This is a genomic window from Streptomyces sp. NPDC048462, from assembly GCF_043200175.1.
Classification (GTDB): domain Bacteria; phylum Actinomycetota; class Actinomycetes; order Streptomycetales; family Streptomycetaceae; genus Streptomyces.
Window position 1 is genome coordinate 1 of the sequence record NZ_JBICXG010000033.1, and the last position, 14,766, is coordinate 14,766.

Below are 14,766 nucleotides of genomic sequence, written 5' to 3' on the forward strand. Positions count from 1 at the left end.
ACGCCTCGAAGAACCGCGCCTTCAACACCGCGAAATCCACGATCCCCGCAACTCCCTGAACTCCAGGGTGTTGCGGGGATCGATAGAACCCGCCGAACGGAACCGGGGCAGCGGTCGCTTCACGTCACGGACCTCGCGTCACGAGGACGTCGCGGCCGGCGGCTCAGTGAGCGACGACCGGGATCCTGACCTCGTCCTCGACACCGTCGGCGGAACCGGAGCCGGAACCCGTGCCACCGGACGTCGTGGTCATCGAGGGACGGCCGGCGTTGACGAAGGTCGCCGCGATCGCGGAGGCCACCACCAGGATGCCGACGGCCCACCAGATGGCGCCGGTGAAGCCGTGCACCATCGACTGGAGCTTCAGCTGCTCCGGGTCGGTGGCACCGAGCGCGGCGTGCGAGGTGGCGTACGCCGTGGCGGCGGAGGCGGCGATGGTGTTGAGCAGCGCCGTACCGATCGCCCCGCCGACCTGCTGCGAGGTGTTGATCATCGCGGAGGCGACACCGGCGTCACGCGGCTCGATGCCGTGCGTGGCCAGCGACATGGCGGGCATGAACGCCGTACCCATGCCGAGACCCATCAGGAGCTGCCCCGGCAGGATGACCGCCGCGTAGGACGAGTCGACCTGCAGCTGGGTGAGCAGCAGCATGCCGACGGCAGCCGTCAGGAAGCCGGGACCCATCAGCATCCGGGCCGGGACCCGGGTCATCAGCCGGGCACCGATCTGCGTCGAACCGGTGATCATGCCCGCGATCATCGGGAGGAAGGCGAATCCCGTCTTGATCGGCGAGAAGCCCTGGACGACCTGGAGGTAGTACGTGAGGAAGAGGAACAGGCCGAACATCGCGATGACGCCGAGGCCCAGCGAGAGGTAGACGCCACCTCGGTTGCGGTCCATCAGGACGCGCAGCGGGAGCAGCGGCGACTTGACCTTGGACTCGGTGAGCACGAAGGCGAGCAGCAGCACGCCCGAGGCGACGAACGTGCCGATGGTCAGCGCGTCCGACCAGCCACTGGACTCGGCGCGGGTGAATCCGTACACCAGCGAGACCAGACCCAGCGCGGACAGGACGACGCCCGGGATGTCGAGCGCGGAACGGTTGCGGCTGCCGGACGGCTCGCGGATCACGAAGTACGCACCGGCCGCGGCGACAATGGCGAAGGGGATGTTGACGAAGAACGTCCAGCGCCAGTTCAGCGTCTGGGTGAGGAATCCGCCGAGGATCAGACCGACGGCGCCGCCGCCACCGGCGATCGCACCGTAGATGCCGAACGCCTTGGCGCGCTCCTTGGCATCGGTGAACATCACCGCGAGCAGCGAGAGGGCAGCCGGGGCGAGCAGGGCGCCGAAGACACCCTGGAGTGCGCGCGAGCCGAAGAGCATGCCCTGGTTCTGGGCCGCTCCGCCGAGCGCGGAGGCCAGCGCGAAGCCGATCAGTCCGACGACGAAGGTGCGCTTACGGCCCCAGAGGTCGGCGATCCGGCCTCCGAAGAGCAGCAGTCCGCCGAAGGCGAGGGCGTAGGCCGTGATGACCCACTGCTTGTTGGCGTCCGTGATGCCCAGGTCCGTCTGGGCGTGCGGCAGCGCGATGTTCACGATCGTGGCGTCGAGCACGACCATCAACTGAGCGAGCGCGATGAACGCCAGTGCTTTCCAGCGACTCGGATCAGGGAGTCGGATATCAGGTGTTTTTGACATGGGAGTAGCCACCTAAGGGCGCGTTCGGGCGCGCGAAGTCGTGAACCGTGGATCGGGCCGTGAACCGTGGATGCGGCGAAGGCTCGTGAAGGCGTGGGTCGGGCGTGGATCAGGGGTGGGAAAGGGTGGTCGAGGCGGGGCGGACGCGCGGCGGGGCAGCCGTTTCAGCGGCCCGGAGCGCTGGTCAGGTCCGGCTCCGCAGGTCCTCCAAGGTCGCCGGCGTTCCGGGCAGGACGGACCGGGCCGGGGCCTCCAGTCCGTCCAGGAACAGCTGGATGTGGCGGTGGGTGAACCGGTCGATGTTCATGCAGGCGATGCCTGGCAGCGGCCGGGTGAGCTGGGAGAGGGCGACCAGTACGTCACCGACGGCGATGTCGGTACGCAGGCGCCCCGCGGACATGGCGCGCCCGACGAGCCCTTCGACGGCCTCTTCGAGGCGCCGGCGCTCGGCGAGCAGTTCGGGGTGGTCCTTGTCGAAGCCGCCGGACAGCATCGGGCACAGGGCGCCGATCCGTTCGTCGGCCGCCGCGTGCACGAAGCGGCTGAGCGCGACGAAGGGGTCTCCCCCTTCGTTCGCGGCCTCCTCGGCGCGGTCGGTGGTACGGGAGGTGACCGCGAGGACGACCTCGTGGGTCAGCGCGGCCCGGTCGGGGAAGTTCCGGTAGAGCGTGGCGTTGCCGACACCCGCGCGGCGGGCGACCTCGTCGAGCGGCACGTCCGGCCCGAACTCGACGAACATCTCGCGCGCGGCCGTCACGATCCGCTCCCGGTTGCGCAGCGCGTCGGCCCGCGGGCGGGGCGTACGCGGCTGCGCGGTTCCGGCGGCGGCGGGGGCGACGGTGTCCACGGCGGCACTCCTTCTCTTCCTGATCCTGCGGCCTGTGCTGTTCGTAGGTGCGTTACGTACTCGCGTTACTCGGGCGACCTCTCCGCTTAACCGGGGACCGCCTCCCCGGTTTCGCGGGGACACGAGTTCAAACGGGGAAACGGTCCCCGGTTATTTCCCGGCCCAATGTGACCTGAGTCACACCCCAGTGAATCGGGAGAATCCCACCCCTTCGGCGCACCCAACGCGCGGCGCCGCACCACCCGACACAGGCTGATCCGCAGAGCGCAGTCAGGGTCGGCCGACTGCCGCGGCCCCGAAGGCGCCTTCATGCAGCAGCCCCGCCACCGGATACGCAAGCACCGCCACCCGGTCGTCCTTGGCGCGGCAACAGCCCTGGTCATCGCGGCGCTGGCCTCGGCCAGCAACACGCTCCCCCTCCCCAGCCGGGCGTCCGCCGGGCCGGTGTCCAGCACCGGGACGGCCGGGATCGGCCCCTGCCGGATATCGGCGGCCATGGGCGTACAGATGTCGGAGGGCATGCCGACACAGCCGGGCTACGCCCGCTCCACCGGTCAGATCCACGCCCTCAACCTGATGGTCGACTTCTCGGACGCGCCGGGCACCGAGCCCGCCATGGACCGGCTCGCGGAGTTCTTCCCGCAGACCACCGACTGGTTCCGCACCAGCTCCTACGGGCGGCTCACCTACGTACCGGAAGCCCCGGTGAAGTCCTGGCTGCGGATGCCGCTGCCGTTCTCGGGCTACGGGATCGAGCGCGGATCACCGTACGAACCGGGCTACCGCCACCTCGTCCAGGACATCGTCGCCGCCGCCGACCCGAAGGTGGACTTCAGCGCGTACGACCTGGTCAACATCCTCGTCAGCCCGAACGCCGGGCCCTCCGCCCTGGACACCGTGCTGTCGGTGACCTTCTCGGGCAACGACGACGCGCCCTACGCGGACGGGGTGCCGCTCGCCAACACGTCCTTCGTCTACAGCCGGCAGGACGACGGCTCGGGGTCGTACGCCCAGACCGGATACCGCGTCCTGCCGCACGAGAACGGCCACGTCTTCGGTCTCCCCGACCTCTACACGATGGAGGGCGGCGGCTCGGTCGGGCACTGGGACATCATGTCCGAGGACTGGGGTGCCAACAACGACCTGCTGGGCTGGCACAAGTGGAAGCTCGGCTGGCTGGACAACAACCAGATCAGCTGCGCCTCGCGGACCGGCACCAGTGACCACGTACTGGAGCCGCTGGCCACCCGCGGCGGCACGAAGCTGGCGTTCGTGCCGCTGAGCGCGGAGTCCGGTTACGCGGTGGAGGTACGGACCCAGACGGGCAACGACCAGGCCGTCTGCCGGCCCGGCGTACTGATCTACAAGGTGAGCTCGGACGTCGACACCGGTCAGGGGCCCATCTCCGTCGCGGACAGCACCAAGGACAGCAGCGGCTGCACCCGGCTGCCCAATGTGCACGCGGAGCTCTCCGACGCCCCGTTCCAGCCCGGCCAGACCTTCACCGACCGGGCCACCGGGATACGCATATCGGTGGTCGACAAGGACTCCAAGGGGGACTACCGGGTACGCGTGACCCGCCCCTGACCCCCTCTCTGCCCCCTTCCCGGGCCCCCTTCCCGGGCCCCCTCAAGCCCCGCGGACCTCTTTCTCGACGGGCCCGCGCAGCTCGCGCTTGAGGATCTTCCCGGTGGCGTTGCGGGGCAGCGGCTCCCCGGTGACCAGCACATGGGCCGGGACCTTGAACGCGGCCAGGCTGCGTGCCACGTGCGCCCGCAGGTCATCGGCCGTGACGACGGCCCCGGCGCGGAGCCGGACGACCGCGGCGACCTCCTCGCCCAGCACCGGGTGGGCCACGCCCAGGACCGCCGCGTCCTGGACATCCGGATGGCCGTGGAGCACGCCCTCGACCTCGACGCAGTACACGTTCTCGCCGCCCCGGATCACCATGTCCTTGATCCGGTCGACGACAGCGACCCGCCCCTCGTGGACCACGGCCAGGTCCCCGGTTCGGAACCAGCCACCGCTGAACGCCCCCGCCGTCGCCGCCTCGTCCTGCCAGTAGCCCCGGACCAGCGCCTGCCCGCGCAGCCACAGCTCGCCGACCTCGCCCTCGGCCAGCTCCTCCCCCGCCGGACCGGCGATCCGCACCTCCGTGGCGGGGGTCGGGCGGCCGACGCTGCCGGGATGCGCGCGGTACTCGGCTCCGAAGTTCGCCAGGACGCCGCCGCTGGTCTCGGTCAGCCCGTACCCGTTGCGCGGCTCGATCCGCTCCCCGTAGCGGGCGGTCAGCCGGGCCACCAGATCCGGCGGGGCGGCGGCCCCGCCCGTATTGAGCATCTGCAGCCCCTCCAGCCCGTCCTGCTCCTGGGCGTCCTGCTTCTGCTCGTCCTGCTTCTGGGCGGCTGCGGCGAGGAGTTGCAGCGCGGTGGCCGGCACCCCGGCGTAGTGCGTCACGCCGTGCTCGCGGATCAGCCGCAGCGCCTCCTCCGCGTCCCACTTGTGCATCAGGACGAGGGCGCCGCCCGCCGACATCGCGGCGTAGAAGCTGGTGAACGCGGCGACGTGGAAGAACGGGAACGTGAGCAGCGTGACGGGCGCCGGCCCCTGTCCCGGGATGACCCCCCGGCCGAGCGCGGAGGCGGCCGCGTGGAAACCGGGGTTGCGCGCGGCACCCGCCTGCGCGAGCTGCGTGGCGACGGCCCCCTTGGGCCTGCCGGTGGTGCCGGAGGTGTAGATGATCGTCGCGTCGTCCTCGGGCCGGATCTCGACCTCGGGCGGCGCGGCGTACGGATCGGGCGCGGGCAGGTCCTCGTACCACTCGACCCCGCCGGACGGCTCCGCCCCGCGCTCCTCGTCACGGAAGACGATCACCCGCGCCCCGGCGGTCCGGGCCCAGCCGGCGACCAGCGGCAACCGCTCCCCGTCGACGAGGAGCACCCGGGGCCCGCAGTCGTCGAGCGCGTACGAGAACTCATCCCCGGTCCACCAGGCGTTCAGCGGCACGGCGACAAGACCGGCCAACTGGGCGGCCCAGAAGGCGATCTGCCACTCCGGATGATTGCGCATCGCCACCACGGCCCGGTCCCCCGGCCGCAGCCCGTACTCCCCGTTCAACCGGCACGCCAGCGCGGAGGCCGCCGCGAAGAACTCCCCGTACGTGTAGCTGCGCTCCCCCGAGATCAGGAACGGCCGGTCCCCGAACGCCCAGGTGGTCTCCACGAACTCCCGCAGCGTCCGGGGACCGTCCACGTACACGAGCGAGCCGGCCGACGGCCCGTCCTCGGAACGCACGACGGCGAACGGGGCCCCGGGCCCGGCCAGCGCGGCTACCACGCCGGCGGATGCGGATGCGGCTGCGGATGTACCGGGAGGCTCGGATGCGGATGTGGCTGGGGTCGGGTCGGTGTGCGGCACGAACGACCTTTCTAAGCGCTTGCTCAGGGCATTCGCGACGCTATGCCCGGACCTGCCCTCCGTCAAGAGAGCCAACCGCGCGGCTACGGCCCACGGCCACCCGCAACGTCAGACCGGCCGCGACTCCGGCCACCAGGCCGCAGACAAGAGCAGCCGAAGAGAAGCCGGCCAAGGCGATCGGCCGGCTGAAGGCCAAGCGGCTCGGCAACTCCGAATACGAGCCGACCCCCTCCAACCGGAGGGCGGCTGCTGCGGCTCGCCCTGATCCGCAATTCCACATCCTCGGAGCAGGTCCGGTCCGCGAACCCCTCGTGCACCGGACCTGCGGGGTTGCGGAGCGCCCCCGAGGGTGGGACCGAGCCGACTTTCTGACCGGGCCGGTCAGGTATCAAGCACCAAGCCGTGCGACTACCCGCTACTCATCCCTGGGACTGGTGGAGAAAGATCTCCCGCACATCGGCCAGCCATTGACGCAGCCGTACGCCTCGTGGCGGAAGAACGCCGAGCCCCAGCGTCGACGCCGACTCCTTGAGCGACCGGTCCGATTCGTTGATCGTCAGAAAATCGTGGATCTCGTCGGCCACGCTTCGGAGCTCGCCCTCCGAAGCGTCCGAAACGTAGTCGTCCAGAGCCTCCCTGTGCGAGGAATACTCCGACGAGAAATCTTGATGGAAGTACGCCGCCAGCAGGTTTCGGAGTCCGGGAAAACGCTCTCTCCATTCCCATGCGGTTTGAGGAGGCGACTGGGGGGGAGTCTCCGACTCTGCGAGGAAGTTCCGGAGGTGCCCGCCGATGACGGCGAGGCAGCTCTCCACCGTCTTCCCGTGGGGCGGGTTGATGTGAGGCAAGAGGTCGACGTCATCCGCGATCTCTTCGTTGAACAGGCCTGTCCCGAGGAGGTCGTCGACCTCTGCCGCCGCCTCGGCTGCACGTGCGGGATCGAGCGCGACTTGCCTGAGGTAGGCACTGAGCGCAACCCCGCGCCGGCCCTCCGTGTCATCGAAGATGAAGCCGGTCACTTCATAAGAGCGCAGAAGTCTGCGCAGCTCACGAAAACGATCGGTCGACGGTGTCACCTGTTCACGCCTTACTCTCGGGCTATGCAATGGGATACGAAGTGAGGATGCGGTAGCCGTTCGCCGCGGACGGATCGCGTTTCAGGACCACTTGTACTCCGTTTACCCACTGTGCGGCGGTTCCGCGCTTGAAGTTCTCCCGGGTCAGACTCATCCCGGTCGCCTCGTCGAAGTACTCAGAAAGCGCGAGCTTCTTCTTGGGGCTGGCGAGCCATTCGCCGATCTCCTTCTGATGCTTGAGCATCGCCGCGTCAGAGAATCTCTGAGCCGACCCCTCGTCTATGTACCTGGATGCCGCGTCCATCCCGGGACTGCTTCGAAGACGCGCACGCAGGTCTCGCGTCGTCATCTCCACGTGCCGCTCGATGGTATGCGAGCCGTTCTTGCCTTCGTCACCCGCGATATCGCCACGGTACTTGGGACTCAAAGGCCCCTTGCGCTTGTTGCGCGGCCAGGCGTTCGGCTCTCCGTCTCGAAGGAGCATCCCGAGGTCGCCGGCCTCGCCCCCGAGCCCGCTGGGCAGCGCGAATTGCGGCGTGAAGCCCGGCAGACGGGCACCTCCCAGGAGGCTGGTCCAGCCACCCCCCTCACTCGCGAGCTGGAACGTCTTCCCGGCTCCTCCGAAGGCTCCACCGGTGAGGGCTCCGTAGAATCCTGCGTCCTGCGCCTCGTCGAGGTTGAGGCCACCGGTCTGGAGACCCGCGGCAATCTTGAGCGGCTGGGCGACCGCGAGGTCGACGGTCACGGATTCGATGCCCGCGATGGCCGCGGTCGCGAAGACCGTACCGGCAATGGTGGCGACTTCCGTCGTGAGGGCTACGCCCACCGTCGCGGCCAACTCGACGATGGTGGCGGTGGCCGCCGCCGCGGCGACTTCGGTGGCACCAAGGGTGAAGAACGCCAAGGCTGTGCCGGCGACAATAACGGCGCCCGCGATCTCCAATTCGCGGTCGAGTTTCTTCTTCGCGTCCGCCACGGCATCCGCGTACTGGTCGATGCCGTCCGCCAGGGAACGGGGGCCGCCGACGAGATCCTGGAGCCACCCCTTCTTCTCCCCGTAGTACCGGGCCCAGAAAGGGTCGGCGAACGCGGAGATGGCCTCGCCGGTGTTGTGGTGAATCAGCTCCTGCGCCGCCTTGTTGGAGGCCGCTGCGACGTCTTCCATGTCGTCCGCGAACTTCCGCCAGGCTTTCGCGATGGCGCGCAGCTTGCCCACGTCGGCGGCGGGCCACTCGATCCCGGTGACGTCGGTGACGATCTCCCGGACTTTGTCACCAGTGCTCACTGCTGGTGCTCCGGGCCATCAAGCCCTCCGTGTGGCGGGGGGTGTGTTTCCGGAACATGGCTCCGACCAGGTCATCGTTGTCGATGTGGCCGTCTGCCATGTCGACCATCGCCATGTGGATGCTCATCAGGCCGTCCTTGATGATGCCCGCCGACTTCTCCATCTGGGCGACGATCGGCCCGTACTTCTCGTGGAACTTCTTGCCCGATTCGTCGTCTCCCCAGGCGGCTCCCTCTTTCTCCAGCGACGCGGTAAGCGTGCTCAGAGCCGTGCCCAGCGCCTGCCCCTGGGCGTGGAACACCGGTCCTGCCGTCTTCAGATCAGCCGTCCTGATGTCAAGGATCTTGCCCTCGTCGCCCACCCGTATCCCCTCCAGTTACCTCGCATCCATACGACCCTAATCGCGACCGATCGTTCGCAACTGCGGACGAATCAAAGAACGGGCAAAGGTCGGCTGGCGCTACCCCGGCCGTCTCGGGGCGCATGAGGCGACGAACCACCTGATGCCGTCTCAGCAGGGAGGTCAGTCCGGCCAGCCCGCCTTTGACGCCAGGACGCCTGCCTCAAGACTGCTGCCGGCGCCGGGGCGCGGTTTGACCTCGCCACCTTCGCCCCCTGTGGCCGCGGCCCTGGCCGAGCGCCAGAGCTGGCGGGTGACGTACGAGGGTCCTCGCCCGCGCCGTCCACGGCAACCCCACCCCTCCTGCAGGCCACCGCCGTCACGGGCCGCTGGGCCGCCATTCGCTACGGCCGCCTATCCGCCCTCTTCGGCTCTCCGCCTCACGGCGCCGCGGCGCTGGCTCCCTGGGCCGGAGCTGCGCTTGCCTGCTCCTCGGCGGCTACCCACGCCTGTTCGCAGCCCTGGCAGCCGTCTCGCTCATCACGGCAGCATTCACGGCCTACCCTCAGCCAACCAGACAAGTTCGACAAGCAGTTGGGACCCGATAGGCGGCGTGCAGCCCTCATCGGTCCCGGGTCGCGCGGATGACACCGCCTAAAGCGTGCTGCACGAGCTGCTCCAAGAGCCCGGCATGCCCGCTCGCTCGTACGTGGTCCGCCCGTTCCTCCATCGCGTTGCCGAGCCAATACTTGAAGGCGAGCACACACACGGCGAGCGTGATCCCGAGCTCAAGCGCTTTCCGGCGACGGGGCGGTCCAGGACGGGCTGCGGCGACGACCGCTGCCGCATAGATCAGGGCAATCACGAACTCGAAGGCCGTAGGTGGGCCGAAGACGTGGCCCTCAGCGATTTCCTCCGTAGTAAGGGCGAGCCATGCCGCCGTTCCCAGAACGAGTAGACCTCGTCGGAACCAAGCCCGCGCAGCAGACCGGTGGCGAAGGAATTCCGATACGCCCCTCGGTCGACCAGTACCAACCGCAAGCATCACTGGCAGGACCAGGACCACCAAGAAGCCCAGGAAGCCGAGCCGGACGGCAAGCCTGGTCAGCAGCTCCGTCTTGCCGATCCCCAGCTGCTCGGGCGTGATGCCGAACCGACCGTAGAAGCTCTCCAGCGCGTAGTACTGCAGGCCATACAGCACCAGGACCACCGCGGCACTGCTGGCTGCCGCGTACTGCATGCTCACGCCGCGTGGCAACCGGAGCCTCGTCGGTTGGGTCAGATCGCTCCAGGGGACAGAACGGTCCTGCACCCCTGCCAGGGTCGGGCCACCACCCCCGTCGATCACGACAAACATGCTGGTCAGAGCCCATCGTGCAAGCCAGAATAGGGACGTGGCACCCCTGGTGGATCGTCATCCGCTACCCTGTTCACTGGTCGGTCTTTGGCGTAGCTCATATCGGGCAGCGTTGCTGCTCAGCAAGGTCCACACCACGTCTGACCAGAGGGCTTGGCGCTCTTGTTGAGATCCATTCACTGGATTTCTCCAAGGTTTTCTCCAAGCCCCCGCCTCCGTAGCTCAGGGGATAGAGCACCGCTCTCCTAAAGCGGGTGTCGCAGGTTCGAATCCTGCCGGGGGCACAACGCGTTACCGCTCTGACCTGGGGTTTCTCCCCCAGGGAGGGGTCTTACTCGGCCTCGGACCTCTCGTCCGGGGCCGTTTGCGTGAGCGGTGCGTGAGCGGACGGGCCGCCAGGGCCGGAATTTCTCCCGCCTGATCAGCATCAGTCGGCACAGACGCCGCCGTCGTGTCGGACGAGTGCCCTCGGCAGCCCACTAACTCCCGGCGATCTGCGGCGAGGGGGCTCCTAGCTCGACTAGGCTTCCCTCGTTGCCGGAGCAGTACGGGGAGGGGCAGCAGTGGCGCAAGTGGGGCGTGAACATTTCGTCGCCGTCGTAGAAGAGCTCACGGCACGGTGGCTTCAGGGCGGCGAGCGAGAACTGCCCGTCCGCACGCGTGCGGAACTGATCGGAGAACGGGCCCTCGACTCATACGAGAGCACGGCGCCCGAGGGCGCTCTCCCCGACGCCCTCGCGGCGCTCGGTGCAGCCAACGCCCTCGGCTCCAACCTTCCGGCCCTGCGGCAGCGGCTGGGGCACCTCTCCGACGCGGTCAGGTATGCCCGGCCCCAAAATGCAGAGCTCCGCGACCACTCCGAACCGGATGTGACCCGGTTTGACGAGCTGCACGAACTTCTTCGCGTACAGGCCAGTGAGAGCCGAACCGCCTACCGGGCTCTCCGGCCCAGCCTGGAAACCGCCCGCGGCTATGAGAGCGAAGCCCCCGGTTTCGCCCTGCTCGTCTACACCTGCCAGCTACGCGACGCACTCGACACCCACCTGGAGGAGGTCAGAAGCACCACGCCCATCGAACACATTCAGCTCTCCCCTAATGACCGCGCTCGCCTCCTCCAGGCCGTCCGCACGCGAGCCTCTGCCGTACTGGACCAAGCGGTCGACGGGTTGCAGACTGCCGTCGACGCCAGCACCAACGACAGGCATCCTCAGGGGCGGAGCTACGCGCTCGGCGATCTGGCTCAGGCTCTGCTGCTGCGCTACGAGGCCCTCAAACGACCTTCTGACCTCGAACATGCGGTGAGCAATGCCAGGGCAGCGGCGCGGCTGGCTCGGAGCGTCAACGATCGAGACTTGTCCGTATTGTGGACGGGTGTGCTCGGGGTTGCGCTACGGATGCGGCACGATGCCGACGGCGACAGCGAAGATCTGAAAGCTGCCGCCGACGCACTATGGAAGACCAATGACCTGAGCAGGCTGACCATCGAACGGGGCGCGCTGGACGGGTGGTTGCGAGCGGTAGGGGCCGTGCAGCGGCACTACTACGCCGTCTCGCATGAAGTTTCCTATCTGGAGAAAGCGTTCGAGACCCATCTCGGCCTCTTGCAAGCGCACGCATCGCTCGATCTACGCGATGCTCGTGGCACCTCCTCATCCGCGATGTACGCCAGTTTCGGCTACAGCAGCCTCACCATGTATGAGCACTCAGCCGAGCCGGACCTGCTTAGCAGAGCCGCGCATGCCCTGGACAGCGCCTTGGACCGGGCAGCTTCCGAGGAACGCGGCCCGGTCGAGTGGACCGAGTGGACAGGAGCTCTCGCCACAGCTCTGCGACTCCGATTCGAACAGCAGGGCGACTCCGCGTCCCTAGAGCGGCTGGTCACCGTCCTCACCCTCGGCCTGAAGTCCCCAGCCCTACCGGAGTCGAGCCCAGACCGTACGAGGTGGCGCAACAAGCTCGGTGAGGCATTGCTGTGGCGCTATGAACTCACCGGCGCCGCCCCGAACTTGCACGCCGCTCGCGGCCTCCTGAACCATGCCCACTCAGACGCTCTGCTCGCCGCTGCACATTACGCTGAGTATCTACGCGCCAGCGACCTGCGAGCTCTGGACAGCGCAGTCCTGGCCGCCGTCGCAGCGGTTCGAGCTGTTGTGGGGCCGGAAGGTGCACACCTCCCGGCAGCCTTCCAGCTCGCTCAGTGCCTGCTCGCCCGCGCAGATGTGCTGAGTGCGCCAGACGACGCAAAGCACGCAGCCGATCTGCTTAAACACTGCCTGGGGTGGTCCGACCAGCCATCCGAACAGCTAGCACTGCAGACCGTCGAGTACGGACACGCACTACTGACGCTCTATGAGGCACGGACGTCCCCAGTATCGGGCCACGAGGGGGGCGACCCCCCGGATATCAGCACCCTGGAAACTGCAGTTGTGACTCTCACGGAGGTGCTGGTTAATCCCGGCCCTCGGGAGAGGGTCAAAGCACGGGCTGCCAGCCTTCTGGAGCAAGCCGTGTCACTGGACAGGGAGCGCCGCGCGCGTTCCCTTCGACGGGCTGAGGACGACTACGACAGTCATCTTGGCGCCGACGCGCGGCGGCAAGCTCACGCCGTCCTGGAGGAGCGGGCCACGGACAACAGGCGGCCACGAGCGACGGACGACCTCCGCGGCAACCTCGCGGCGATCCGGGACGAGCTTCACCATCGTGTCGTCGATGTGGTGATGGAACACCCCGACGCCGGGCCAGTCGTGCAGGCCCGGTTGGTTACGGCCAAGGCCGACGTTCTTGCTCGTTGGTGCCTGGAGGCCGGTGAGATCCACGCCGCCCTCGAAGTCACGGAGTCGGGTCGGGCTGTGCTGGCGGCAGCGGCCGCAGGAGCAGACATGATCGGAGACCGGATTGCCCTGCGGGCCCTTTCCTCCCTACAGGAGCAGGGTATGGAAACCCGGGTCGCGATCGATGCCGCGGAAGCCGGCCGGCTGGCCAACGCCGACCCACGCCATGCCCTACCCGAGGTAGTCTCCGGGCGCAGTCGCCTTCCCCTGCCAGAGAGCATGCGGGAGTCTGTGCGTGCTGCCCTTCATGACGTCATTCCCGCACCCACGGCGCACGACATTGCGGAGTGGTGTGGTTCGCTGGGCATCGATGCCGTGGTGCATCTCTTCGCCGGACGGCACTGTGGCTGGGCTCTCATCACCCTCTGGGATGGGCGCATCGCTTCTCTACGGCTGCCCCTCCTTCGACTGAACGCAACCGAGTTGGTTCATTTCACGGCAGCGCACGACGGCCAGCTACGTGTTCAAGGCGCCGGGAACCCGCCAGACGATCTCTCCCGACGGACGGCTATGCGCAATGTCTGCGACTGGGCCTGGAAGGCTGCGATCGGGGCACTGCACGAACATCTCGCCACCGTAGGAATCGAAGGTGTACCGCGCGTCGCCCTTATTCCGGCCGGGCCCCTGGGCCTCGTGCCATGGCACGCGGCCCGGCACCGTGTGAAGGAACCCGGCGGATGGGGACACCGCTTCGCGATCGAATCGATGGCATTCACCTACGCGCCGTCAGCACGAGCTCTATCCTGGTACGCCTTCCGTGCCCTCCTGCCACTCACGGGAAGCGGCGTGGTTGTCGTCGACCCAACCCGGGACCTACCGCATGCCCGCCAGGAGGGCGAGGACGTTTACCGCTGGTATTACTCCAAGGGTCGACGGTTCAGCGGATCCGGCGAGCCCGGCTCGGTGCCCGCTACTCCGCGAGCAGTGCTGTCCGCACTGAGTGATACGTTCGACGACCTTTCACCCGCATACCCGGTGGCCCATTTCGCTTGCCATGCGCGCAGTCTGGCACTCGCTAACGAGTCGCACCTGGTGTTGGCGAACGAGCAACGGCTCAGCGTCGCCACGGTTCTCGACCAACTCCGATGGGATAGCCAAAGGCCGGGTCTAGCACCGCTAGTCGTGCTGTCCGCCTGTGCCACGGCCGTACCGGGAGCGCACTATGACAGCGCCTTGAGTCTCGCCACAGCATTCGGGGCAGCAGGCGCGGCGGCCGTAGTGGGGTCGTTGTGGGCGGTGGACGACGCCACGACCGCTGCTCTGATGCGCGACTTTCACACACTACTCAATCTGGAGGGACTGCCGCCCGCCGAGGCACTGCGCACGGCGCAACTACGTGCTTTGCGGGAGGCCCGGGCCCGAGCACGAGGGAAGAAGACCAAAGCCAAGGCTCTGGCTGGAGACCCTTCGTCCTGGGCCGCATTCGTGCATCAGGGTCTCGGAAACGCATCGGCCACTCAGGACTCGGTCGTCTCCTCAGCTGTTGCCAGGCTCCCAGAAAGTGACGATTCGGCGTCTGGCAACCCGGGGCTTCGTCTGCCGATCTTCGCAAGCCTCCCCGGGCCAGATCCATCCGCCATCGTATGGAAGTGTCCTTTGGACGACTGCATCCAGCAGGCCGACGGCGATATGGACTCCCCGTTCGACGCCGACTGCTGCCCGAGCCACCCCGACAACGCGTTCATTCTGGCTTAGGGGCAGAGTTGGGCGGCCTTGTCAAAGGACTCCTCGAACCCATCGCGAAGCGGTGGAGCGCGGTCATGGGTGGCCCCCTGCTTCTGTTCTGGCTGGCGGGTGCGCTGGCCGTGGTGTGGCGGCGGGCTTCAGGCAAGGGCCTATGTCGCCTGCATGAGCTCCACACCGACGTGCTGTGCACGATCGCTGCGCAGAGGCCGTTGGGGCCGATCCTCT

The 14,766-nt window shown here is 68.0% G+C and carries 9 protein-coding genes and 1 tRNA gene; 3 read left to right on the plus strand and 7 right to left on the minus strand.

Annotated elements, in window-relative coordinates:
* Positions 1–163: 163 nt before the first annotated feature.
* Together ACGFU6_RS34315 and ACGFU6_RS34320 are read right to left on the minus strand one after the other, a co-directional pair.
* A complete protein-coding gene (locus ACGFU6_RS34315; protein ID WP_393616484.1) occupies positions 164–1,702 on the minus strand; it encodes an MFS transporter in 1,539 nt (512 codons plus the stop codon).
* Positions 1,703–1,886: 184 nt separating this feature from the next.
* Entirely contained in the window at positions 1,887–2,549 is a 663-nt protein-coding gene (locus ACGFU6_RS34320) for a TetR/AcrR family transcriptional regulator (RefSeq protein WP_393616485.1), read from the minus strand.
* Positions 2,550–2,858: 309 nt separating this feature from the next.
* Between ACGFU6_RS34320 and ACGFU6_RS34325 the strand changes: the two genes are divergently transcribed.
* Positions 2,859–4,136, plus strand: a complete 1,278-nt coding sequence (locus ACGFU6_RS34325) for a M6 family metalloprotease domain-containing protein (RefSeq protein ID WP_393616486.1) — start codon at positions 2,859–2,861, stop codon at positions 4,134–4,136.
* Between the two features lie 42 nt (positions 4,137–4,178).
* Here the strand turns inward: ACGFU6_RS34325 and ACGFU6_RS34330 are convergent, their stop codons facing one another.
* The 5 genes from ACGFU6_RS34330 to ACGFU6_RS34350 all read right to left on the minus strand — a co-directional run bounded on the left by ACGFU6_RS34330 (position 4,179) and on the right by ACGFU6_RS34350 (position 10,024).
* Positions 4,179–5,885, minus strand: a complete 1,707-nt coding sequence (locus tag ACGFU6_RS34330; protein WP_393616487.1) for a class I adenylate-forming enzyme family protein — start codon at positions 5,883–5,885, stop codon at positions 4,179–4,181.
* 500 nt (positions 5,886–6,385) lie between these two features.
* Positions 6,386–6,985, minus strand: coding sequence for a contact-dependent growth inhibition system immunity protein (locus ACGFU6_RS34335; RefSeq protein ID WP_393616488.1), 600 nt, complete (start codon positions 6,983–6,985; stop codon positions 6,386–6,388).
* A 79-nt stretch (positions 6,986–7,064) separates the two neighbouring features.
* Positions 7,065–8,327, minus strand: coding sequence for an RNase A-like domain-containing protein (locus ACGFU6_RS34340; protein WP_393616489.1), 1,263 nt, complete (start codon positions 8,325–8,327; stop codon positions 7,065–7,067).
* A complete protein-coding gene (locus ACGFU6_RS34345) occupies positions 8,314–8,688 on the minus strand; it encodes a hypothetical protein (RefSeq protein WP_393616490.1) in 375 nt (124 codons plus the stop codon). The genes ACGFU6_RS34340 and ACGFU6_RS34345 overlap by 14 nt, the downstream gene beginning before the upstream one ends.
* A 601-nt stretch (positions 8,689–9,289) precedes the next feature.
* On the minus strand, positions 9,290–10,024 hold the full coding sequence (locus tag ACGFU6_RS34350) for a hypothetical protein (RefSeq protein ID WP_393616491.1): 735 nt from the start codon (positions 10,022–10,024) through the stop codon (positions 9,290–9,292).
* Between the two features lie 211 nt (positions 10,025–10,235).
* On the opposite strand from ACGFU6_RS34350, the gene ACGFU6_RS34355 reads away from it, so the two are divergent.
* Positions 10,236–10,308, plus strand: a tRNA-Arg gene (locus tag ACGFU6_RS34355).
* A 279-nt stretch (positions 10,309–10,587) separates the two neighbouring features.
* Positions 10,588–14,550: a CHAT domain-containing protein gene (locus tag ACGFU6_RS34360; RefSeq protein ID WP_393616492.1), complete on the plus strand. Its 3,963-nt coding sequence runs from the start codon at positions 10,588–10,590 to the stop codon at positions 14,548–14,550.
* Positions 14,551–14,766: the final 216 nt, after the last annotated feature.

What these genes read in the sequence shown, in the direction of transcription:
- ACGFU6_RS34315 (WP_393616484.1), bottom strand. Translation starts at nt 1,702, where the DNA reads ATGTCAAAAACACCTGATATCCGACTCCCTGATCCGAGTCGCTGGAAA.
- ACGFU6_RS34325 (WP_393616486.1), top strand. Translation starts at nt 2,859, where the DNA reads ATGCAGCAGCCCCGCCACCGGATACGCAAGCACCGCCACCCGGTCGTC.
- ACGFU6_RS34350 (WP_393616491.1), bottom strand. Translation starts at nt 10,024, where the DNA reads ATGTTTGTCGTGATCGACGGGGGTGGTGGCCCGACCCTGGCAGGGGTG.